The sequence below is a fragment of the Paracoccus aminophilus JCM 7686 genome, assembly GCF_000444995.1.
GTDB classification, from domain to species: Bacteria; Pseudomonadota; Alphaproteobacteria; order Rhodobacterales; family Rhodobacteraceae; genus Paracoccus; species Paracoccus aminophilus.
The window spans coordinates 1406010-1428778 of the sequence record NC_022041.1; the positions used below are offsets into that span (position 1 = coordinate 1406010).

23 protein-coding genes and 2 riboswitches are annotated in these 22769 nt (G+C 62.3%); of the genes, 5 read left to right on the top strand and 18 right to left on the bottom strand.

Going from position 1 to position 22769, the window contains the following annotated elements; translation table 11 throughout:
- Positions 1-55: 55 nt before the first annotated feature.
- Positions 56-1084: a methionine synthase gene (locus JCM7686_RS07005; protein ID WP_020950153.1), complete on the bottom strand. Its 1029-nt coding sequence runs from the start codon at positions 1082-1084 to the stop codon at positions 56-58.
- A 27-nt stretch (positions 1085-1111) separates the two neighbouring features.
- Positions 1112-2095, bottom strand: coding sequence for a DUF1852 domain-containing protein (locus tag JCM7686_RS07010; RefSeq protein ID WP_041527195.1), 984 nt, complete (start codon positions 2093-2095; stop codon positions 1112-1114).
- 125 nt (positions 2096-2220) lie between these two features.
- Positions 2221-2420: riboswitch (cobalamin riboswitch) on the bottom strand.
- 17 nt (positions 2421-2437) lie between these two features.
- Between JCM7686_RS07010 and JCM7686_RS24320 the strand changes: the two genes are divergently transcribed.
- Positions 2438-2656 (top strand): hypothetical protein, encoded by a 219-nt coding sequence (locus tag JCM7686_RS24320; protein ID WP_148292585.1) that lies wholly within the window; start codon positions 2438-2440, stop codon positions 2654-2656.
- 31 nt (positions 2657-2687) lie between these two features.
- Here JCM7686_RS24320 and choX read toward each other — a convergent pair whose 3' ends face one another.
- A complete protein-coding gene (gene choX / locus JCM7686_RS07020) occupies positions 2688-3626 on the bottom strand; it encodes a choline ABC transporter substrate-binding protein (protein ID WP_020950155.1) in 939 nt (312 codons plus the stop codon).
- Between the two features lie 97 nt (positions 3627-3723).
- Between choX and betI the strand changes: the two genes are divergently transcribed.
- Positions 3724-4332, top strand: coding sequence for a transcriptional regulator BetI (gene betI / locus JCM7686_RS07025; RefSeq protein WP_020950156.1), 609 nt, complete (start codon positions 3724-3726; stop codon positions 4330-4332).
- The gene (locus tag JCM7686_RS07030) at positions 4323-5681 is read left to right on the top strand and encodes an amidase (protein ID WP_020950157.1); all 1359 of its coding nucleotides are present in this window, start codon (positions 4323-4325) and stop codon (positions 5679-5681) included. Before betI ends, JCM7686_RS07030 begins: the two co-directional genes overlap by 10 nt.
- 240 nt (positions 5682-5921) lie before the next feature.
- Here the strand turns inward: JCM7686_RS07030 and JCM7686_RS07035 are convergent, their stop codons facing one another.
- From JCM7686_RS07035 to JCM7686_RS23910, 9 genes are all read right to left on the bottom strand, one after another.
- Complete coding sequence (locus JCM7686_RS07035; RefSeq protein ID WP_020950158.1) at positions 5922-6659, bottom strand: hypothetical protein; 738 nt, start codon at positions 6657-6659, stop codon at positions 5922-5924.
- Position 6660: 1 nt separating this feature from the next.
- Positions 6661-8043, bottom strand: coding sequence for an N-acetylmuramoyl-L-alanine amidase (locus tag JCM7686_RS07040; protein WP_020950159.1), 1383 nt, complete (start codon positions 8041-8043; stop codon positions 6661-6663).
- Complete coding sequence (locus tag JCM7686_RS07045; RefSeq protein ID WP_020950160.1) at positions 8036-8728, bottom strand: hypothetical protein; 693 nt, start codon at positions 8726-8728, stop codon at positions 8036-8038. The genes JCM7686_RS07040 and JCM7686_RS07045 overlap by 8 nt, the downstream gene beginning before the upstream one ends.
- 12 nt (positions 8729-8740) lie before the next feature.
- The gene (locus JCM7686_RS07050) at positions 8741-9343 is read right to left on the bottom strand and encodes a DUF4123 domain-containing protein (RefSeq protein ID WP_158442343.1); all 603 of its coding nucleotides are present in this window, start codon (positions 9341-9343) and stop codon (positions 8741-8743) included.
- Positions 9344-9592: 249 nt separating this feature from the next.
- Entirely contained in the window at positions 9593-9898 is a 306-nt protein-coding gene (locus JCM7686_RS07055; protein WP_148292586.1) for a hypothetical protein, read from the bottom strand.
- Between the two features lie 235 nt (positions 9899-10133).
- Positions 10134-12848: a sel1 repeat family protein gene (locus JCM7686_RS07060; RefSeq protein WP_020950163.1), complete on the bottom strand. Its 2715-nt coding sequence runs from the start codon at positions 12846-12848 to the stop codon at positions 10134-10136.
- A gap of 269 nt (positions 12849-13117) precedes the next feature.
- Positions 13118-13315, bottom strand: coding sequence for a hypothetical protein (locus JCM7686_RS07065; RefSeq protein ID WP_020950164.1), 198 nt, complete (start codon positions 13313-13315; stop codon positions 13118-13120).
- 172 nt (positions 13316-13487) lie between these two features.
- Positions 13488-14441 (bottom strand): GSCFA domain-containing protein, encoded by a 954-nt coding sequence (locus tag JCM7686_RS07070; protein ID WP_020950165.1) that lies wholly within the window; start codon positions 14439-14441, stop codon positions 13488-13490.
- Positions 14442-14573: 132 nt separating this feature from the next.
- Positions 14574-15089 (bottom strand): LysR family transcriptional regulator, encoded by a 516-nt coding sequence (locus JCM7686_RS23910; RefSeq protein ID WP_020950166.1) that lies wholly within the window; start codon positions 15087-15089, stop codon positions 14574-14576.
- Between the two features lie 280 nt (positions 15090-15369).
- A riboswitch (cobalamin riboswitch) is annotated at positions 15370-15552 on the top strand.
- Between the two features lie 49 nt (positions 15553-15601).
- On the opposite strand from JCM7686_RS23910, the gene bluB reads away from it, so the two are divergent.
- Positions 15602-16294, top strand: a complete 693-nt coding sequence (gene bluB / locus JCM7686_RS07080) for a 5,6-dimethylbenzimidazole synthase (protein ID WP_020950167.1) — start codon at positions 15602-15604, stop codon at positions 16292-16294.
- Between the two features lie 47 nt (positions 16295-16341).
- Here the strand turns inward: bluB and JCM7686_RS07085 are convergent, their stop codons facing one another.
- Entirely contained in the window at positions 16342-17379 is a 1038-nt protein-coding gene (locus JCM7686_RS07085; protein ID WP_041527199.1) for an aldo/keto reductase, read from the bottom strand.
- 175 nt (positions 17380-17554) lie between these two features.
- On the opposite strand from JCM7686_RS07085, the gene JCM7686_RS07090 reads away from it, so the two are divergent.
- Complete coding sequence (locus JCM7686_RS07090) at positions 17555-18454, top strand: AraC family transcriptional regulator (protein ID WP_041527200.1); 900 nt, start codon at positions 17555-17557, stop codon at positions 18452-18454.
- Positions 18455-18516: 62 nt separating this feature from the next.
- Here the strand turns inward: JCM7686_RS07090 and JCM7686_RS07095 are convergent, their stop codons facing one another.
- The 5 genes from JCM7686_RS07095 to JCM7686_RS07115 all read right to left on the bottom strand — a co-directional run bounded on the left by JCM7686_RS07095 (position 18517) and on the right by JCM7686_RS07115 (position 22767).
- Positions 18517-19692 (bottom strand): M24 family metallopeptidase, encoded by a 1176-nt coding sequence (locus JCM7686_RS07095; protein ID WP_020950170.1) that lies wholly within the window; start codon positions 19690-19692, stop codon positions 18517-18519.
- A gap of 67 nt (positions 19693-19759) precedes the next feature.
- On the bottom strand, positions 19760-20551 hold the full coding sequence (locus JCM7686_RS07100; protein WP_020950171.1) for a transporter substrate-binding domain-containing protein: 792 nt from the start codon (positions 20549-20551) through the stop codon (positions 19760-19762).
- An 89-nt stretch (positions 20552-20640) separates the two neighbouring features.
- Complete coding sequence (locus JCM7686_RS07105; protein WP_020950172.1) at positions 20641-21294, bottom strand: amino acid ABC transporter permease; 654 nt, start codon at positions 21292-21294, stop codon at positions 20641-20643.
- Complete coding sequence (locus JCM7686_RS07110) at positions 21291-22106, bottom strand: amino acid ABC transporter ATP-binding protein (protein WP_020950173.1); 816 nt, start codon at positions 22104-22106, stop codon at positions 21291-21293. The genes JCM7686_RS07105 and JCM7686_RS07110 overlap by 4 nt, the downstream gene beginning before the upstream one ends.
- Complete coding sequence (locus JCM7686_RS07115; RefSeq protein WP_020950174.1) at positions 22099-22767, bottom strand: DUF1989 domain-containing protein; 669 nt, start codon at positions 22765-22767, stop codon at positions 22099-22101. The genes JCM7686_RS07110 and JCM7686_RS07115 overlap by 8 nt, the downstream gene beginning before the upstream one ends.
- Between the last annotated feature and the right edge of the window lie 2 nt (positions 22768-22769).

A 22769-nucleotide genomic window follows, 5' to 3' on the forward strand; every position in this document is an offset into this window, starting at 1 on the left:
TCAGGTCGCGCGGGGCAGGGAGCCCGCGCGGTACCCGCCGACGCGGCGAGGATCGTCAGGCCGAAAGCTCACGTCGGACGATCTTTGCCCCGGCGCTCAATGCCGCCAGCTTCCCGCTCGCCACGGTCCGCGACAGCGGCGCCATGCCGCAATTGGTGCAGGGGTAGAGCTTGTCGGCATCCACGAATTGCAACGCCTTTCGCAAAACATCGGCCACCTCTTCGGGCGTTTCGATGGTATCGGTCGCCACATCAATTGCCCCCACCATGACTTTCTTGCCGCGGAGAAGTTCAATCAGATCCATTGGCACACGGGAGTGCTGGCACTCGAGTGAAATTAGGTCGAGGGATGATTTCTGGAGCTTGGGGAAAATCTCCTCATATTGCCGCCACTCTGCGCCAAGGGTTTTCTTCCAATCTGTATTGGCCTTGATGCCATAGCCATAGCAGATATGAACGGCGGTCTGGCAGTTGAGGCCCTCGACCGCCCGTTCCAAAGCGGCGATCCCCCAATCATTCACTTCGTCGAAGAAGACATTGAAGGCCGGTTCGTCAAACTGGATGATGTCGACACCTGTAGCCTCAAGCTCTTTGGCTTCTTGATTGAGGATTTTCGCAAATTCCCAGGCGAGTTTCTCGCGGCTTTTGTAATGACCATCGTAAAGCGTGTCGATCATGGTCATCGGACCGGGCAGCGCCCATTTGATCGGCTGATCGGTCAGTCCACGCAGAAATTTGGCATCCTCGATAAAGACAGATTTGGGGCGAGAGACGGCTCCGACGACCGAGGGCACGCTCGCGTCATAACGATTGCGGATCCGGACGGTCTCGCGTTTCTCGAAATCCACGCCATCGAGATGCTCGATAAAGGTCGTGACGAAATGCTGACGCGTTTGTTCGCCGTCGCTGACAATATCGATGCCCGCCTGTTGCTGATCGCTCAGGGTGACGCGCAGGGCATCCTGTTTTCCTTCAATCAGCTCGTCGCCCTGAAGCTTCCACGGCGACCAGAGGGTTTCAGGCTGGGCGAGCCAAACCGGCTTGGGAAGGCTTCCGGCGGTCGAAGTGGGCAAAAGCTTATTCATGGTAATGTGACCTTGCATCGTCGTTGATCAGGCAGAGTATTGGGAGGACCATTTCTCGAGAATTTCTCGATATGGCTCAATGAAAGTGTCGCGTGCGCGTTGTCCTTGCTCGATCGCCAGCCGGCTGCGCTCATCGCGATCATAAGCGATCTGCGTCAGGGAATAATCCTGATGTTTCAAGCTTGGTTGGTAGGTTTTTCCAGCGATGGAATTGGCATTGTAGATTTCTGGGCGGTAGATCCTTTGAAAGGTTTCCATCGTGCTGATCGTGCCAATCAGTTCGAGACATGAGTAATCACTCAGCAGATCACCGGTAAAATAGAACGCCAAGGGGGCGACACTGTTTGGAGGCATGAAGTAGCGCACCTGCAAGCCCATCTTTTCAAAGTAAAGATCAGTCGCAGAGAAGGCATCCTGCCGATATTCAACGCCCAGAACGGGATGCGTGTTTTCGGTTCTCTGATAGGTTTTGCTGCTGGACACGCTCAGGCAGATGACCGGAAGCTTTTTGAAGGTCTCTTTATAGGCAGGAGACTTCAGAAAGAACCGGAAGAGATTCCCATGCAGATCACCGAAATGCGCTGGCGCGCTGAAACTTGATCGCCCGTCATTGTGCTGCGGTAGCAGGATACTGAAATCATAATCGCGGACATAGGACGAGAAATTATTCCCCGCAATTCCTTCGATGCGCTGGCCGTTTTTCCGATCAAGGATCGTCGGTTTCAAGATTTCGATCAGGGGGAAAGCCTCGGCGCTTTTGTTATCTCCGATGCTGATTTCCGCAGAGATGATCTCCAATTCGACCGAATAGCGGTCGTTTCCCGGATTGTCCCAATGCGCCAGAGCATTGAAGCGGTTGTCGATCATTTTGAAGGTGTTGCGCAGGTTTTCCTCGCGCCTGCTGCCTCGGGCGAGATTGGCAAAGTTGGTCGTGGTGCGCGTGTTCTCGGCCGGGCGATAATTCTCGTCGAACCGCGTGCTTTTGAGCGAATAGGTGAGGTCTGTTCTCATCCTGACATGCCTTCTGAGCGGCCTGAATCGACAGGCCGTGAAAACGAAATGACTCCCCGTGACGGAGTCACGAGGCGGCGATGTCACCTTGCGGATGGCCGCTCCCGACTGCCCACCGCAGCCGGAACAGGTGAGTGATCGAGGCAGGTTTCCTGACTTGCGGGTCGTCACCTAGTCTGGCCTTCCCGACGCGAACTCCGCGCCAGTGGCATGTCAGACAGGCTCGCCGCCTACAGTTGCGGGGGCAGTTCCGGATTCGGCGACAGCCTGACCGGATTCCCTTTTATCCGGGGCTTCCCCCGGCACCTTGATCCGATGGCAAGATCGGCCGGATGGGGGACGATGTCAACGCGGCTGGATCGTCGGAATATTCATGTTGAATATGAAGAATATGAGGGTTTGAGCAGTTCGCTGTGGCCTGATTACGGCATCGATTTCGATCTGCTGGCGGGCGGGCAAGCACGGGGTTTCGGGGAGCACAACGGGTTGCCTTGCTTCGACGTAGACCACATTGCCCTCGCCGCAACTGCGTCATTCCTGCATTCAAAGCCACGGCTCTAAAGCCCAAAAGCAGGAGGAACGCCTCCCGCCGTCAGTGTGGGAGGATGGTTTCTGCAGCGGCCTTATAGCCTTCCGCGCCATCGACGGTCTTCACGCCCGCAAGCCAAGTCTGGAGAAGTTCAGGCCGCTTGGCGATCAGATCCTTGGCCACATCCGAGGGGTCCGCACCGTCTTCGGTGATCGCGTTCATCCCGGTGTTTTCATAGGCGAGATCGAATTTCAGATTGTCGAGCAGCTTTGCCACATTGGGGCACTCTTGTGCGTAACCGGTGCGGGTAATGGTCCTGACGGTGGCGCCGCCAAAGTTCGGGCCATATTCCTCATCACCTCCGCTGAGATAGCTCAGCTTGTATTTGATGTTCATCGGATGGGGCTCCCAGCCAAGGAAGACGATCCAGTCACCGCGTCGCGTCAAACGATCCACCTGTGCGAGCGTCGCGGCTTCGCTCGATTCGACCAGCTCCCAATCGCCTAAGCCGTGGCGTCCGGCCTCGATCATCTCGAGCAAGGGTTTGTTGGCCCCGGCCTCGATACCGTAGATCTTCGACCCGAACTTGTCGGCGTGCTTGGCCAGATCGTCAAACGAGGTGACGCCCGCCTCGGCGACATAACTCGGAACCGCGAGGGTGAATTTGGCGCCGGTCAGATTCGTCGACAGCACCGCGACATCGCCATTGTCGAAATAGGATTTGAACTCAGTGCTTTGGGCAGGCAACCAGTTGCCGAGGAACACATCGACCTGATCGCTTTTCAGCGCCTCATAGGTCAGGTTGAGGCTGAGATAGATCTGCTCGGGTATATAGCCCAAAGCCTTCAGCAGCAGCGAGGCGGTGGCATTGGTCAGCGCGAGATCCGTCCAGCCAAGATCGGCGAGACGAACAGTCTGGCAGGCTTCCGCCTCGGCAGCCGCGCCAGCGTGGGGCGCGAGCAGCAGCAGGGCGAGGCTGGCGGAGAGGAGGTGCGATTTCATCTGCGTCTCAGTTTTTTATTGAACACGCCAACAAGAATAATTACTTTGTTGACGTGTTCAATAAAAAAATCCCAGACGGTCGAAACAGAGAGATGTGATGCCAAAACTTGGAATGCAGACGATACGACAGCAGCAGATCATCGCGGCAGCGATCGAGACGATCCATGAGCGCGGGATCGAGCAAAGCTCGATCCGGCAGATCGGCAGCCGAGCCGGCATCTCGCCGAGCCTGATCACGCATTATTTCGGCAGCAGGGACGAGCTCTACACGCTGGTTCTGCGCCATCTGAACCGCGAGCTGTCCCGCGCGACTGTGCGCAATCTGCGCAAGGCCTCGACCCCGATGGAGCGGCTCATGGCCATCGCCTCGGCGCAGTTCGACCCCGAGCAATTCCAGCCTGCCGTCGCCAGCACATGGTTTGCGCTCTGGGCCGCGCTGCGCGGCAATGCCGAGATGCTGCGCTTCCAGACGATCTATCACCGTCGGCTGGCCAGCAATATCGCGCATTGCCTCCGTCCGCTCATTCCGGCGGAGGATATTGATTTCGCGGTGAACTGCCTGTCGGCCATGATCGATGGTCTCTGGGTCGGGGCCGCGCAACCGACCGGCCATATCACCACAGAGACCGCGCTGCCGATCTTTCAGAAATACGTCTTGCAGCTGGTCGGCCAGCTCTCGCGGCGGGAGGCGAGGACATGGAACTGACGGAATATGCCGCAGCGGATGGCGTCGGTCTGGCGAGGCTGATTGCGGCTCGGGAGGTCTCGGCCCGTGAGGTCATCGAGGCCGCCATTGCCATGATCGAGGCACGCAACCCGGAACTCAATGCGGTGATCGCGACCAATTTCGAGGCGGCTCTGGCAGGTTGCGACAGCCTCCCCGGCGGCGTTCTGAGCGGCGTGCCGTTCCTGCTGAAGGACGCGAACCTTTATTCGTGCGACATGCCCACCACCTTCGGATCGGCTTTCTTCAAGGGGGATGCGCCGCGCCCTGACAGCCTCATGGTTGAGCGCTGGCGGACTGCAGGGTTGGCGATTCTGGGCAAGACGAATACGCCGGAATTCGCGGCGGAATTCGTGACCGAGCCACGCGCCTATGGCGTCACCCACAACCCCCATCGCCCCGGCATGACGGTCGGTGGCAGCAGCGGCGGGGCCGCCGCGGCGGTGGCCTCGGGTATGGTGCCGATCGCCCATGCGACCGATCTCGGCGGGTCGATCCGCATTCCGGCGGCCTGCACCGGCGTCTTCGGCTTCAAGCCGACGGCAGGGCTGAACCCGGTCGGGCCCTATTTCGACGCGATCGCGGGCGGGTTGAATTCCGATCACGTCATCACCCGCACGGTCCGAGACAGCGCGGCCTCGCTCGATATCACAGCGAATGGCGGCGGCTCGTTTCTCAACGCCCTGCGCAACCCGGTGCGATTTCGCATCGGCGTCGCGGACAAAGACCCAAGTGGTCGGGCGCCGGGTGCGACGGAGCGCGCAGCGGTCCATCGCGCGGCCGCGCTGCTGGCAGAGCTTGGCCACGAGATCGTCCCCTATGAATACCCGGGCGCACTCTCGACGGATTGGTTCGACTATCTGTGGATTTTCGACATTGTCTCGCTGGTCGAGCAGCGTGCGCGCGCGCTTGGCCGTGATCCCGAGCGCGACGAATTGGAGCCGCTGACCTGGCATCTGATGGGAAAGGCGGCGCAGGGCGGGCGCGCGGCATATCAATCCGCACAGACCGCGCGCGCCGCCTATAACAGGGCCTATCTGGGCTCGCTGGACCAGCTCGACCTGATCCTGACGCCAAGCCTCGCCAGCGCGCCTCCGGCCGAAGGAACCCTGTCCTATGTCAGTTTCGCCAATGTCGATGACTGGAACGACGCGGGCTACGGCTTTGCGCCCTATTCGATCCCCTCGAATATCTCGGGGCAGCCTTCTGCATCATGTCCGTGGTTTCGCGATGAGGACGGGCTGTCGGTTGGCGTGCAGTTGAGCGGAAAGCCGGGAGCCGATCTCGCCGTGCTGCAAACCTGCGCGCAGGTCGAGGAAGCCATGTCCTAGGTTTGGGGTTGCCGGGCAGGGCCACGGGCGTCGTCTGCGATCCTAAGCGCCGTGTTCTCCGCTAGAATAAGGACTGCATCATCTCGACGCCTTGCTTTTCAACCCCCACGCGCAACGCAATGGCTGCATGTCCTTGAAGGCAAGGTCCATCAGAGTGTTTCCATTTCAAGGGGCTAGCGCCCGAACGGGCCGATGCCGCGTTGCTTCAGACCGGCTTTCCTGTGCCACGCAACCTCGGCCTCAGTTCGAGGGTGGCGTTTGGGCACAGGCCGCGATGCTCCAGTCTTTGGCGATGACGCAGACCGCGCCATGTTTTCCGATCTCCATCGCCGAGACGCCGATCGGCTCGGCCCCGGCGGTTGTGCTGGCCATGGCCGTCCGGCAGGCCGCCGCATAGCCGGGGTTTGCGGAATAGGCCTTGCAGTCGTCGAACATGCCGAAGTCATATTTCAGCCGGTCCGCGGCGTATGCGTCGCTGGTCGCAGCCCCTTGCGGCGCGGCGAGAATGAAGGGCGTGATCTTCTCGACCGCGCCGCTCTCGCCTTTGAAAAGCCCAGAGACTTCCGGATGAGTTTTCTCCAGCGAGCCGACAAGCTTTTCGGAATTGCCCAAGGTCATGCCTTCGGCGGTGAAGTCGGGGCAATCCTCGTTCCAATGATCTGCAATCGTGCAGCCCTTCACCTCTTCGCGCCGGGCGGGCAAAAACCGGTCGCCGTCGGCGTCAAGCCATTCGATATGACAGGCGGTGCCCTGATCGCCACTGTGATCGGGCAGATCTTCGAACGGGCAGATTGCAAAGGCCATTTCTTGTGTCGTGGCCGCGAGCGGGAAAACATAGATCTCGGTGCTTGGATTGGCGGGGCCGGGATAATAGAGCCCCCGCATCCTGGACTCATCGGCGCCGATATAGCCCCCGGCCAAAGCGGCCCCAGCGAGGCATGTCGGGACGGCGAATGCCGCGAGAAAACGAACCATCATCTCAGCAGATCCTGTGGTGCATGTTGAGCAAAAGGCTGAGCGCGATCGATTGAGCAGCCTTGTCGAACATATTGTGCCCCGCTGGCAAAGCGGGCATCTCGCGCCGCAAATTGGCCTTTTTCCAAGCCTCTTTCTCAGTAGCGCCCGCAGGTTCGGGCGGGATGCCCCAGCGCGTACGGCTCGCGCCAATCTCTGCATTATATCCGGCGGTGTTCCACAAGCGGTCCCCGGATTCGACATTGATGAAATCGGCCTCCAGATAGATCGGCACGATCTGCTTTTTCTTGGGATCATTCGTGCCCAGATTGAAGGGGCTGATGTTGGCGAGCTGGCGCGCGCTCTCACCTTGCGCGGAGACGGCGGTCGGAGAGTTTTCGGCGGTTTGCAGGGTTGTCGCCAGATTCTTGCTGATGATGGCGCCAACAATCCGCGCATTTTGCACGGTCTTTGGCGGGGAATCCTTGTGGCCGCTATAAAGCAGCGTCGGCCCCCGCGACCCGGCTGATGAGGCCGCCGATTTGGGATAGCTGCCGCCCAAAAGCTTGCTGTCGATAGAGGTGAGGGTGACACTGCGTTTTTCGTCGACCACGCCTTTGACGCGGGTGATGTCGAGATGGACATGGGTGGTGCCGGGTGCCGCGTCGAAATGGCAGCAAAAGAAGAAATCGGCCCCCTTGTCACGAGCAACGCCAGCGCGGTCGGCCCCGGTCATATTGACATATTCATCCTCTTTCGTGAGGTGAACCTCGATGCTCTTGATGCTGGGTTGGGCCGCGAGGATGGTCCCCTTCATCGCATTCATATGATCGCGCACGAGCGGGATCAGCCGGTGGGTCATGGTCTTTTCAAGCGTATTGCTGACCGCGCCGAGGGCATTGTTCCACGAGAGGCCGCCAAGATCGAACATATTGTCATATTGCGCTTGGGTCATCTTGCCCGCCGCAACCGCGTCCTTATAGGGCTTGAGCTGCGCCGCCGTGGCGAAGGACGCCTTGGCCGCGCGTCCGCCATGGCCCGGATCCAGCACGAAGATAACCTTGGTCGAACAGGACGCGGTTGCCGAGACCTCGGTCGCGGGTTGCGCGCCGGAGGCGGCTTGGGCCTTTTGCCCTGCGGCCGAGGCGGTGGCCGGGGCCTGCGCGAGGGCGGCTGACGCGCCATTGACCTCGCTCTGGCAGGACGACGCGCCGAGCTCGCTGGGAACCACAACCGTATCGCCGGATTTGAGACCGCCCGGCAGGTCATCGGTGGCAAGGTTATAGGTCTTGCCGCCCCGCTCAACCCGCAGCGCCTGCCAGTTCGAGCCGCCGCCGGGAATGCCGCAGGACTGGGCGATTTTCCAAAGGCTGTCGCTGGGTCCAACGGAAATCTTGGTATCAGCCATCGAGTTGGCTCCCTATTTCGGGCAGATCACCGCGCGCCAAAGCGTCGGGGATCCAGGAAAACAAAGGATTGCGATCAAAGCCATAGCCCAGATAATGGGTGCAAATCAGCCAGTCGCGGAGGAAGGCACCGCTTTGCCCGGTCAGTCTCGGGTCGCGTTCGGCGGCGGAGAGCGCGGCATGGACGCGCGATGCGCCAAGCGCCTGAAACCGCCGGTGGTTGGCCGCGCGACAGATCTCGAACGCGGCGGGCAGAGGGGCAGGGTCGCCCGAAGCTCTCGTGGCCTGACAAGCCGCGCCAAAGCCCGGCGCCACGCCGTCTTTGCTTGCGCAAAGCCCCTCGGCGACCATCAGATCGGTGCTGCGAAACATGCGGTTCAGCCCGACATTCGGATGGACGCCCGCGTGGTTCCAGAGCATGTCGGCCCGGATGTCTTCGTAAAGGGGATCGCGGTCGAAAAAGAGGCCAAGATGCAGCGCGAGAAAGCTGTAGGTCACGATCTCGCCGCGCAGTTCGAAGCCCGCCGCTTCCGATCCCTCCATGGCTCGGCGAAAGAAGGCGCGCGTCTTCTCGGGGCCGCAGAGCGGGGGGATCTTGTCCAAAGAGGCGTCGAATATCTCTGCGACCTCGGCAACGAAGCTCTCGCGGTAGTTGGAATGGACCTGAGACAGATCAAATCGTGACATCGTTACAATACCTTACCGAGGACGCCTGATGTTGGGACCGGTGACAATCAGCCGTGCGGGATGGGGCAGGGGTTGGCGAATAGAGCGGTCGATCGCAAGAAGCAGGGGCTGCGCGATTGCGACACAGGCGGGATCGTAGAACCGGAAATAGAACCATTTTCCGGATTCGTCCTGGATCCGCGTGAATTTGCGGACATACCGCCAAAGCGCCTCCAGCGAGGCGCGCGAGCGGATATAGATGCCCGGCGCCTTATCCCAAAGCTGCCAATGCGCGGTCCCGCTGGTGAAGAGATGGCGGCAAAAATTGGCGTCCTCCTTCAGCTGCACAATCCAGGGCGCGACGTCTTTCAGCTCTTTGTAAGCGGTCCCGCGAAACAGACAGCGATGGGGGAGCCCGGACGCCTCGAGCATCGCGGGAAGCTCCGGCACCTTGGCACCGTCCAGAATCGCATAGGTTTGCACGGGCTGGCTCTGCTGCGCCTCGTCGAGGTCCGGCTCTCGCGCGGGATGGTCATCGAACAAAATCTCGCGCAGCACGTCCGGCACGGTCTTTTTCACGGCTAGGGCACGCTGATCGTCGAGCGGCTCGACCCCTTCGATGATCTCGATGGTCAAGGAGGCGCCCCCCGCAGCTTCCGGCGGCCGCGCATCGCGGACGGTCCAGATATCGTCTTGCTGTTCGGAGCCCCAAGGCAAGTGCAATTCTGAACTCCGACGCCAGCAACAAGGAAGCCATATAAACCTGTAATGTCTATGATTAACCTGTTTGATCGGGCAGGCAACCCGGCACATGAGCCGCGCCCGGATCTTTGGACGGTTTCTGGGCTTTTAGTTCTTTCGCTTGCCCCGGCTCACCGGTCGAAATCAACCGCAGCGAGCGATGTTGTGGGCGCGATCACTCTGACATTGATCCAACACCCGACGCTCGTCAGACATGAAGATCTGGTCTCGGATGCCGCCGTATTTCGCCTCCATCAGGGCGCTGCGCCGTCCGGCGAGGGTCAGCTTCTCGGTCAAGACAGGCGAGATTGCAAGCGCGCCGACCAATCCGCCCGTCTTCGCGGCATCCGCTTCGGCAATGATCTGGTTGTGCTTTTCGATCGCGGCGCTGATCCGGCGACCCGCGCTGGATCCGGAGGTCGCACCGGAACGGAACCAGCGCAGGTCCATCCCGCGTTGCGCCGGATTGGCATCCACATGATCTGCACATCTGATGGATGCAGCGCTGGAAGCAGATACCGCGGACCTCGTCAGCCCACCCAAGCAACGAGATGTGTGCATGACCGCCTGGTCCCGTGGTCTGCCCTGAGGACGAGCATTTACGAGGTCCGGGAGGGGCGGCCGCTTCGGGAATCCGGCCGCTTTGCCCTTGGCGGAGTTGACCGCCTGCGGCCCGGCGACTGTCTCAGTTTCCGCCCATCGTGACGCAGAAACGGCGGGTCGAGATCGGGTTCAGCCAGCAGCGGCTCTGCGCGTCGCTAACCGGATTATCCGTCCTGACCTCGTTCAGCCGCCAGATTCCGTCCCGGAGGTAGGTCACGCTGCGATCGCCGTCCGGCCAGACATAGACATTGAGCCCGATCTGCTCGCGCGCCTCCTGCATGTCCGGCGCGGCCTGATAGAAGATGAAGCTGCGGCAGGGTTTCTCGGAGGTGATCTCTCCGGTCGCGGTGCGGACCTGACAGGTTGCAGGGTCAAAGGGCAGATCGCCGGTGCTCCAGTCCTCCAAGAGCTGTTTATTCGCCGTGCAGGCTTGCGCGATCTTGTCCATGCAGCCCATGTCAAAGGCACGCGAGGCTTCGGAGAGGATCAGCGGCGGGGTCGGCTCCTCGCCATCTTCGCGATGGGCGAAGGCCAGAGGCTCGGCGGGTTCCTCGCCGCGTCGGACGGTGTCGATCAGCATCCGGCCATAATTCAGACAGGCTTCGCCATCGGTCGTGTGGACGCGGTGATGGAAGCAGCCGCGCTGATAGGCGGCGAGCGCGCGGGCAGGATCGGCGGGCTGACCCAATCCGGCGGAGAGGATATTTCCGGCGAGCTTGCAGCCGTAGGGGGCGACCGAAGCATCTGCCCCGTCGCAGGCGAACTCCGCCCAACGCAGGGCCTCGGGCAAGCGCTGCTCTTGGGAGAGCGCCAGTTTCGCCGCATCATAGCAGGCCCATCCGTCCTCGGTGGTCCCGCTCGAGATCAGCGCCTCGCAGGCCTGAGCCCGGACTTGAAGCGCCGCTTCAGGGTCTCCCGAGCCTGCCACCGCATCCGCAAGCCGGGCGCAGGTATTGCCGTCCTCCGCCGCGTCGCGCCCGGTGGGGCATCCCATGCGGAGCGCGGAGAGATAGGCATCAGTGTCGTTGCGGGCGGGAATGGATGTGGCTTGGGTTTCCAGATTGTCTGGGCCATAGATCTGAGCCAGCGCCCCGCAGCCCTTGAGATTGGCAGGGGAGCAGGCCTCTTTCAGCATGGCCTCGACCGTGTCCAGACCATCCGGTGCCTTGAGATCGGCATAGAGATGCAGGGCCTGAATGCAATCCTGATAAGAGCCGCCCTCGGGCGCTCGACAGGATTGCGCCATCGCGTCATATCTTGCGCGCAGGGCCGGACGCGCCTCGGCCACAGACGGATCAAGCGCCGCGCCAAGGCTTTCGCAGATGCTGTCCTTGTTCTCTTGTCCGTCACAAAGCGCAATGGCGCGGGCGGCTGCGGCCTGCCGCTCGGCGACGGGCCAAAACGCTGGCAGTTTGGACAGGGTGGCGCAAGCTTCCGGATCGCCCGCCGCACAACCGCTGGTCAGAAACGCGCTCGCCTGCGCGATGCGCGTTGCCCCCCGAGACTTTGGGTCGCCGTAGGTCAGGAAATCGCGGTAAAGGTAATAGGCGGGCGCGCAGCTGCGCTGATTGGGGGCGAGCGGACCTTGGGTGCAGATCCCGGCCTCGATCCCGGCCACAGCAAAGCGCTCATCCGGTGTTGGGCCGTCGTCCCGCGCCGAGGTGACAGCGGCGAACCCGTCTTGCAAGCTCTCGCAGATCCAGCCGATGCCTTGCTGACAGGCGGTCAGGTTGGCGGCAAAATTCGAGGCGGCCTCGACCAGCGTGGGGCTGCGATCCGGTGCGGTGCCTCGCGCCTGCAGGATGCAGCCGACCGGATCCCGCGCATCGCAGAGCTGTTTGGCAAGCTCGGTCGTCACCTGATCGCGTGCCGGTGCATGGCCGGAAAGCACCTGCTCCCGCGCCAGTTCGAGCGTATTGTCCTGCCGGTTGATCGCGAGTTTGCAGCCCTCGAGATCCTCGGCCATGCAACCCAGAAGGGCATAGCGGGTGACCACCGCCGGTCCGCGACCCTCCCCGTCCGGCGCGTCATAGATCGTCTTGGCAAATTCCGTGCAGGCCGCGCCGAGGCCCAGATCGCAGGCCTGTTTCATCCCGTCGGCCTTGCTTGCCTGTCGGGCTTCGGCCAGCAAGGCGGCAGCATCCGGCACGCCCGCGTGATCTGCCGGGGCAAAGCCCGCGCCCGCAGGCACCAGCACCTCGCTGAAATCGGCCCCCGAAACACAGGCGCTCCCTTTCGGCAACTGGTCCGAGAGGCGAAGGGCCCGCTCGCTCGCCCCGGTGCTGAGAAGGCCCAAAACCAGCGCATAGCCGCCCGCGCGCAGCCGATAGGCTGAAGCCGAGGGCGCAAACCCCGGAAGCGACGCGCGCAGATCGGCCAGCCCCTGCAGGCTCTCCGCATAGCCCGCGACGAGATGGCAGGTGTTGGGCGGCGCAAGGTAGCTCTGGATCGGCGCGCCGTTGGGGTGCGACGCGCCGGGGGGGCAGAAATGCCGGACCTGATTGATCGGCAGATACCCCAAAGCCCGCTCACGGCCTTTGCCGGTCGCATAATCCAAGCTGAACCATGCCGCGCCATCCGGCCCGAAGGTCACATCGCGCAAGACCACCGTCTCGCCCGCCGCCAGCTCCCGCGACGGCGCCCCGGCGGGCGCCTTGTAGATCGGTTGCGTCGCGCAGATATGGCGGGTTTCCAGCGATTGATGCGGGGGAAGATCTAGTGCCTGAGCCTGGGCTTGCGCAGCGGCTCCCAGTCCAAAGAGGAGCAGAGCAAGGGCGTGCAGGGTGATCTTGATCATCAGAACTCACCGGGGGTTAGATCTCGGGACCACGGTGCGGCACCGCTTGCGGCTATCTTGCAGGATCAAGCCGGAGGCGGCCAGATGCCAAGCGCATAGATCTGGCGTTTGGCGGGCTCTGGGCGAGCGACCGCCGCATGTCTCGGGCGAGGCCCCGGGGGCCGTTCCAGTGTCGCCGCCGCCCATTGCAAACGATGCGCGCCGTGGCGCCGCAGGTTCTGGTGCTTTCGCCGCTTTGATCGAGGGCATCGCGGCGCGGTCTGGGGCCGCTACTCCAGAATGAGATCCACCTCATCGAGGACTTCGCCATTCGGGAGATGGCAATAGACCTCGTCCGGCTGCACCTCCAACCGCCCCTCCAAGCGGGCGCAATCCTCGCGATCATGGTCAAGGGCTGTCATTTGGGGTTGAGGCTCGCCGCAGGCTGCGAGGATCAGGAGGGCAGGAAGGGCGAGGAGTGATTTCATCAGGGTCTCTCAGCTAGGATCGTCTGCGATGAGCTCTGGATGAAATAGACAAGATGACGGCAGACTTCGTCAAGGATCCGGCGCAGGGACATCGCGCTTCGCCAAGGGTGCGCGAAATCGGCTGCCGGACGGCGCGAGATCCAAGATCACCGCGCCGTTTTGCCCGCGCAGCCTAAGCCGAATAGATGTCGATCATGCGCTCGACGTTTTCCTTCACGGCCCCGAGTTTGACATGGACCATGTCATCTTCCCAAGTGGCGTCGGGATCCGAGACGGAGATGCTTTCGTAGCTTGGGTAATAGTCCGCACGGTCGAATTTATTGACCACCGCTTCGGCCGCAACGCGCAGCACGGATTTCGAATAGCAATTTGCCGTCAGCACGTCATCGGGGGCAAAGGTGCGCTGAAGCGGAATGGGAGAGACGGTCACCATGATATTGGTGTCCGCGCCGCCATGTTCGCGGATCAGCTCGACGGTTTTCGTTGCGCAATTGATCGCGTCGATCGGATCGAGGATCTCGAAATCAAACCGCTCCTGATGGGCACTGATCATCGACGGATAGGGCGTGGCGTTGAGGTAATTCTGGTTCGCGCGGTCCCACCATGCCTCGATCAAGCCGAATGTGATGATCACAAGTCCGGCGTCCTTGATCGCGGTCCGGTAGAGATCGCGCACCTCTTGCCGCCGCGCCAATGCGCGCTCCAGCGACACCGGCTTGTTCGAGTGACATTGGCCGTCGATCCACCCGCCTTGAACCTCGATCAGATATTCCGAGCCGTCGGTATCCCCAAAGGCAAAGGCAATTTCCTGCAACATGGATTGCGGCGTGTATTTGTTCAGAAAACCCGATTGCTGCTGGGTGACGCCGTAGAGCTCTTCCTTCGGAAGGCGGTATTCGAAGGCCGGAACCGAATAGCCACGGTTTTTCAGCGCGCTTTCGATGTTTCGCGCAAAGCAGGACCCGATGGTGAACACCGGCTGGTCGGGCTTGATCTTGAAGCTCGGACGAAGCTTCGGGAGAATGATGTCGCCGCGACGGACCTCGCTGCCGCGTTCCGGCCATTTCGACGCCCCGTTTTCCCGAGTGCAGCGAAATGCCTGAGATTGCGGAATCCTTACGGTCATGGGGTCAAGTCCTCACTCGAATCGTCACTTCGAGGCAGTCTATGTCCGACCTAAGCCACTGTGAAGTCTATGAATGTTACCCAAGGTTGAATTAATCTCAACGATTTGTCGCTTTGGGTGTGAAGTGGCTATTTAAGCTTGAGCCATCAGGCCAATCGCGCCGGTCGCTGGCGCATGGCCATCTGCGTCCCATGGCGCTTGGCCGGGCCATGCCTCGGGGATCATCGCAATGAAGCGCCGCACCTTGGACGAGACATGGCGGCGGATCGGATAGACGGCGCAGATCGGCGCCTCCTCGCGCGTGAGCTCTTGCAAGACCGGGATCAGGCAGCCTTTCGGGCTTTGATTGCGCTCGGCCAAAGTCACCTCGGCATCATCCACCTCGCACAGGATGCGCAGGGCGTGACCCTCGAAAAGCCGCCCCTCTTCGGTGAGGGTGATGCTGCGCGTGGTGCGGCGGATCAGCCTTGTGGCAACGGTCGTTTCCAACCGCGTGATGCATTTGCCTACCGCCGAGCGGGTCAGGTCGAGCTTTTCGGCGGCTTGAGTGAAGCTTGCGGTATCGGCCAGGCGAACGAAGGCCAGCACATCGCCAAAGTGATCGAGCATCGGGTCCAATTCGTCCCATCTGTTGCGCAGATCCGCCATCTTTATCCCGGATATGGAGCGAGTAGATAAATAGGGCCCGAACAGAGCGGCAGGCCACGGCCCGCCCGATCCGAAGGCGCATGTCATGGAAACCGATCCAGAAACACCGGCCCCGCGGGGCGGCAGTCGTCGCGTAAGCGGTGTAAAGACCATAGGTTTTAATAGATGAATGGCTTAGTGATGCGGCGATCACCCGAGAAAAGGAGGTGATCATGCTGGACGACGAAGTTCCGAAGAAGGTCGAAACAGTCTGGAGCATTGCACCTTGGGCGCAATTGAGATTAGCTGCCGCGCGTCTGGTGCCCGTTGCAAACCAACGTGGATAATCGGGAACACGGTTGAAATCCGTGACGTGCCCAACGCTGTGAGGTGGACTGGGCGGCAAGGCCACTGGTGCAAACCGGGAAGGCGCCGCTGCGGAGCGAAGCCAAGTCAGAAGACCGGCCAGACGAAACGGGCGTCTCCGCACGGACGGCGGCGGCGCTGCAGGTCTGTCAGGCAGGGGATATGTCATGCGACCAGAAGCTTTGAAACCGGCCGGAGAATTCTCCGAGGCCGAACGCGACGCGGTTTACCGCGCCATCCATGAGCGGCGCGATGTCCGCAGCGAGTTCCTGCCGGACGCGATCAGCGACAGCGTGCTGACCCGGATTCTGGCCGCCGCCCATGCCGCGCCCTCGGTCGGATTGTCGCAGCCATGGAATTTCATTCTCATCCGGGACAAAGGCGTTCGCGCCGCGATCCGTGCCGCATTCGAGCGCGCCAATGCCGAGGCGCAGGCCTTGTTCGAGGGCCCGCGTCAGGCGCAATATGGCAAGCTGAAGTTGCAGGGCATTCTTGAAGCGCCGCTCAATATCTGCGTGACCTGTGATCGCAGGCGCGGCGGCCCGGTGGTTCTGGGGCGCACGCATGACAATGACACGGATCTTTATTCGACGGTTTGCGCGGTGCAGAACCTCTGGCTTGCGGCGCGCGCCGAAGGGGTCGGCGTCGGCTGGGTCAGCATCCTGCACCAAAGCGACCTGCGCCGCATCCTTGGCCTGCCCGATCATGTCACGCCGGTTGCCTATCTGTGTCTGGGCAAGGTGCGCGACCTCTTCGATCGCCCCGAGCTCGAGGCGCGCGGTTGGGACAGGCGACGCGCCCTCGGATCTGCTGTGTTTCAAGACCAATGGGGCGTCTCGGGGTCGCTTCCCGAAGGTTGAAGACTGCCGCGCCCCGCCTGCTTATCGGGCGGGACGCGGCAGGGGCGTCAGCCTTTTTGCGGCAGATGGGAGGCGCGATATTGCGATTGGCGCTCGAGCATCCAGCCCGGATATTCCGCAGGCAGCCGGGTCACGGCGTCGAGCGCGGCCAGATCCTCGGCGTCGAGCGTCACTTCGGTCGAGCGGATATTGTCTTGCAACTGGTCGATCCGCTTGGCGCCGACGATGACGCTGGTCACCACCGGCTGATGCAGCAGCCAGGCCAAAGCGACCTGCGCCACGGTGCAGCCCTTGGCTGCCGCGATCTCGCGCATCACGGCAATCGCGGCATCGCCGCGCTCCAGATCGACTGGCGGGAAATCGAAGCTCGCGCGGCGGCCTTCGTTCGAGCTGGTGCCGTCGCTGTATTTGCCGGACAGGAAGCCGCCGGCGAGCGGGCTCCAGACCATCAGCCCAATGCCTTCGGATTGCAGCATCGGCACGATCTCGCGCTCAAGATCGCGCCCGACCAGCGTGTAATAGGCCTGCAAGGACAGGATCGGCGCGAGCTTCCTCGCCTCGGCAATGCCAACCGCCTTGACGATCTGCCAGGCCGCCCAATTCGACAGGCCGATGTAGCGGACATGGCCCTGCCGCACGAGCGTATCGAGCGCCTCGAGCGTTTCGGTGATCGGGGTCAGCGGGTCGAAGCCGTGGATCTGATAGAGGTCGATGTGATCCATCTGCAGCCGCGCAAGGCTCGCCTTGGCCTCGGCCATGATATGGGCGCGCGAGGCGCCGCGCGCATTCGGACCCTCGCCCATGACGCCGAGGACCTTAGTCGCGATCACCAGATCATCGCGCGGAATGCCAAGGTTGCGGATGGATTGACCGAGAATGCGCTCGCTCTCGCCGCCCGCATAGACATTGGCGGTGTCGATGAAATTAATGCCCGCATCGACAGCGGCCTTGACCAGAGCATCGGCCTCGTCTTGTTGCAGCTGGCCGATCTGGCCCCACATGCCCCCCGAGCCGCCAAAGGTCATCGTGCCGAGGCAGAGTTCGGAAACCAGAAGGCCGCTCGGGCCAAGAGTGCGGTAACGCATGGGATATTCCTTCTTGTCGGAGGTCACGCCGGGGCCGAGTGCCGCCGGGGTGAGACAAAGATAGGGCGGCCCTGCCGGATCCCGCGACGCTGATCCTCGCAAATCCTTGCACGATCCTCTCATCTGCGCGGATTTCGAGATGCGTCCTGCGTCACAGCGGCCTAGAGTGCCATCTATGGAAAACAACCATCTTGCCCCGCTGCGACACTTGATTGCGCGCCAATGGCGTGCGCATGGCCGCGAAACGCCGATCGACGGGCTGCTTTTGACCGAGGTTTCCGCGCCGACCAGCCCGATCCATGGCGTCTACCGCCCCTCGTTCTGCGTGGTGGCGCAGGGCGCCAAGACCAGTATGCTCGGCGAGCGCGCCTATCGCTATGATGCGGGAAAATGCCTGATCGCCTCGATGGAGGTACCGATCCGCGCCGAGATCACCCGGGCGACGCCCGAGCGGCCCTATCTGGCTTTCAGCCTCGCGCTCGATCCCGCGACGATCTCTGATCTCCTCTTGGAGATGGAAGATGCGGCGGATGCCCCGCCAGCTGCGGCGCTGACCGTGCATGATTTCGGGCCAGAGCTCGCTGATCCGCTCTGCCGTCTGCTCGCGCTTCTCGACCGGCCCCGCGACATTGCGATCCTTGCGCCTCTGATCCGGCGCGAGATCACCTGGCTGCTGCTGCACGGCCCGATGGGGGCGGCTTTGCGCCAGATCGGGCTCACGGGCAGCCATATGGCGCGGATCAGCCGGGCGATTGCCTGCATTCGGGACAGCTTTACCGAGCAGCTGAACGTGGGCAGGCTTGCCGATCTCGCAGGGATGAGCCCGGCGACGTTTCACCGCCATTTCAAGGCGGTGACGGCGATGACGCCGGTGCAGTATCAAAAGCAGCTGCGGCTGCAGGAGGCGCGTCGGCTGCTGCTTTCCGACAGCGCCGATGTCGCCCGGATCGGTTATTCCATCGGCTATGAAAGTCCGTCGCAGTTCAGCCGCGAATATCGCCGCCTCTTCGGCACGCCGCCGGGACGCGACGGGCAGGCGATCCGCAAGGTGCTTGCCCCGCAGATCGCGCTCTAAGATCCCCCGCAGCTTGCGTCAAAACGGCGACGCGGCGGGGCGGTTCAGATCCGCCGCTTACCTCAATATTCGTAGGGCGAGCGGGTCAGCAGTTCGTTTGCGTCCTTGCCGATGATGATGATGTCCTCGACGAAGGCCGACCCGATGCCGTCGAGGGCCAGAAAGGCCTCGACCCCGAACACCATATTCTCTTCCACGATATCCTCGGGCAGGGACATGCTGGTCGAGATGCGCGGCTGCTCGAAGGAGAGCCCGATGCCATGCCCGAAGAAGGGGAAGTTTTTCATGATGGCCGAGACATCGCCGCCGAAGGCGGCTGTCATGCGATCGCCCTCGGCCGCGACATCGAGAAGCCGGGTGCCCGGACGCATCATTGCCGAGAGGTGCTGCACGATCTCGGCGGTCGCCGTGATCAGGCGGCGTTGCTCGGGGTTGGCATGGCCGCGCACAGCGGTGCGGCCGGGGTCGAGGTAATAGCCCTGATAAAAGGCCGCGTGGACCGTGCCGCGCACCATGTCACCGGGGGCCGGGGTATCGGCTGATGAGCCGGTCAGTGGGAAGCGATAATCGACATCCATCGTCGCGCCGTGATTGGCTCCGATAGCCTGAATGCGCCCGCCGTTGCGCACGACGACACGGGCGGCCTCGCCTGCGGCCTCGCGCTCTGACATCCCCGAGATCAGCCCGCGCATCAGCACATCCGTGGCCTCGGTGGCCGAGGCGCCCGCGATCCGGTAGCAGTCGAGCTCGCGCGGGGATTTGATCGCACGAATGCGGCGGACGAGATCGTCGCAATCGACCCAGGTGATGGCGGGCGTGGCCTCGATCAGCTGGCGGTAATATTTCACCGGCACAAACTGGCTGCCGCAAAAGGCGACCGGCCCGGTGATGCCGCGCTGGTTCAGGGTGCGGGCGAGGCTGAGAAAGGGGTGGTTGTCGCAGACCACATTCTCGAGCGCGAGCAGATCCGGGCGTGGTTCGGGTTCGTCGATATGCAGCTCGGGCTCGTGGCCGCGCTGAAGGATCAGCCCCGAAAACGAGCGCGCCGACCAGATCAGCGAATCCGTGCCGCCGCTGACCGGATAATGGTTGGTGAGATAGAGGATATCGCCACAATTGTCGGTGGTGCCGCCGCCACGGCCGAAGATCACGGCGGTCTCAAAGCCGCGCGCCTGCATGAGCTCTTGCACCCGCGACCAGCGGAGATGGTATTCTTCTAACGGGAAATGACGCAGCATCAGTCGGGTCCTGTGGCGAGTTGGGGAGAGGCGCCGACGGGAGGAGGTCCCGCCGGCAGGTCCGGCCTTATTGCGGCAGGGTGCGGATCGGATCCTTGGGCGCGGGATCGACGCCGATCAGATCGGTCGTCAGCTTGGCATAGGTGCCATCCGCGATCATCTCGGCCAAAGCCTTGTTGATGGCGGCGACCAGATGGGGCTTGCCCTTCTTGATGGCAAAGCCTTTCTGGATCGTGCTGACCGGCTCTTCCACCAGCTTCAGCGGCAGGCGCGAGGTCTTGATCGCATAGGCGGCGGCGATGGAATCGGTGATGATCGCATCGACATTGCCATTGGCCAGATCCTGCATCGCATCGGATTCGGCCTTGTAGGTCTTGACCTTGGCGCCCAGCCCTTCGGCGAGGGTCGACCAGTTCGAGGCAACCAGCGCGCCCACGCTATGGCCCGCGACATCGGCGGGCTTGGTGATGTCGGAATCGTCGCGCACGACGATCCGGCCGCCCGATTCCAGCCAGCCATCGGCGAAGGTGACCTTCTTCTGACGCTCGGGCGTGATGTCCATGGCATCGCTGATGATGTCATATTGATCGGCTTCAAGACCGATCAGCACCGATTCCCATTTCACGAGAACCGGCTTGTATTGAAGATCCAGCCTGCGGGCGATTTCCTGCATGACCCGGATTTCAAGCCCGTCGAGCTGACCGCTCGGCGCGCGCATGGAGAAAGGCGGATAGGTGCCCTCGGTCGCGACACTGAGCTCTCCGGGGACCAGCAGTTCCAGCGCGTCGTCGGCCTGCGCCGCACCCGAAAGCGGCAGCAGCGCAAGGGTCAGCGCCATGGCGAGATTGCGAAGTTTCATTGGATTTTCCCTGTTGATTGTTGTTGCCGGGATAGAGTGCCGCCCGGTCGGAAGTGCCGTCATTGGGTCTTTTCCAGAACGGATGGCCGTCAGCTCAACCTGCTGTAGCGACGCTCAAGCCAAGCCGCGAGCTGGGTCAGGATCGAGGTCAGGACCAGATAGATGACCGCGACCGCGATGTAGAAATCAAAGGGTCTGAAGGTCGCCGAGATCAGGGTCTGCGCGTAAAGCGTCAGCTCGACCACGGTGATCGTCGACAGGAGCGAGGTGTTCTTCAGCACCGAGATCGCCTCATTGGTGATCGGCGGCAAGATGATGCGGAAGACCTGCGGCAGGATGACGGTGCGCATGGTCTCTGCCGGGCTGAAACCCATGGCAAGCGCGGATTCGGTCTGACCGCGCGGGATTGCCGACAAGCCCGAGCGCACGATCTCGGCGACGTAGGCGCCACTGTTGACGCCCAAAGCGATCACGCCCGCCGCGAAGGGCGAAAGCCGGATGCCAAGCTGCGGCATCCCGAAATAGATGATGAAGATCTGGATCAGGGCCGGGGTGCCGCGGATGAACCAGATATAGAAGGCGGCCACAGCCCGGACCACGGCCAGATCGGACCGCTGCGCCAATGCCGCGGCAAGGCCACAGATCCAGCTGAGCACGATCGTCAGGACGGTGAGCCACAAGACGAGCCAGGCGGCCTCCAGGAACCCCGGGCCATAGGCGGCAACATCGCTCCAGAATGTCATTGCAGAACTCCCGTGCCTGCGGCCTCGACCCTGACTTCATCGTGCAGGATGCGGTGAAGGAATTGGCGCAGCCTCGGGCTGGTCGGGTTTTGCAAGACCGCGCGCGGTGCGCCATCCTCGGCGATCACGCCCTGATCGAAGAACAGCACCCGCGAGGACACATCGCGCGCAAAAGAGATCTCATGCGTGACCAGAAGCATGGTCATGCCATCCGCCGCAAGCGAGGCCATGAGCGTCAGAACCTCATGCACAAGCTCGGGGTCAAGCGCAGAGGTGACCTCGTCAAAAAGCATCAGGCGCGGCTTCATCGCCAGGGCGCGGGCAATCGCCACGCGCTGCTGCTGCCCGCCCGAAAGGCGCAGCGGATAGCTGTTGCGCTTCTCATAAAGGCCGATGCGGTTAAGAAGCGCCTCGGCGATCTCGACCGCTTCGGCCTTCGAGCGCCCGAGGATCTTCATCGGCGCATGGGTAACATTTTCCAGCACCGTCATATGCGGCCAGAGATTATAGCTTTGAAAGACCATGCCAATGCGCGAGCGCAGCTCTTGCAGCTGGCGTGCGGTCGGATGGTTCGGCGCGCGCGGCGTGAAATCGAAGTCGAATTTCTCGAAGCGCATCGTGCCGCCATTCGCCGGCTCAATCGCATTGATCGAGCGCAGGAAGGTGCTCTTGCCCGAGCCGCTCGCGCCGATGATCGACACGACCTCGCCCGAGTTGACATCGAGGTCGATGCCTTTGAGCACCTCGAAGGCTCCGAAGCTCTTGCGGATGTTGCGCAGGCTCAGAAGTGGCGGATCCCGGGGATCAGTCATCGCGCGTTCCTGTTGGTTGGGGGCCCGACAGGCGGGCGTCATCTAGGGTGAAACCGATGTCGCGCGGCGTTTGATCGCCGCCATTGATCGGGGTGATGTCCTGAGGGCAGGCCGAGAGGATGACGGTGACATCCATCTCGGCGCGCAGGGTGACGGTATCGCCCGGGCGGCTCTCGGGCGGCAGGCGTCGCAGGCTGCCGTCCTCGGCCACCGGCACATTCATGAAGAGGTTGAGCGAGGCGGGCGCGAAGGGCAGCGCCAGCCCAACCGAGGCCAGCGCCTCGTGAAAGTTGTCGGTGCAGCTGCGGTGAGGCTCGGGCGTCAATTCGCGGTAAAGCTCGCAGCTGCACGGGCAAAGCTGGGTGTCATGGCGACCCGGCGAGCTGTCTTCGATCAGGGTCAGCATCGCCCGGCGGCGATTGCTGAAAACCGCCATACCGCATTCGACGAAAATGCTGCTGTTGCGCGACCGTGTGTGCTCCATCGCGCCATATTCCAGCGGATCGACCGCCGAGAGCGCCCAGAGATCGACGACCTGCGTGCCAGCAAGATTGATGATCGACAATACTTGGCCCTGACGCAGATGGACCGCCCGACCATGGCGGGCGGGCAGGATCTGGACGGGCGCCGCTGTGGCGATCCGGTCGGAGGGCGCGGTCATCT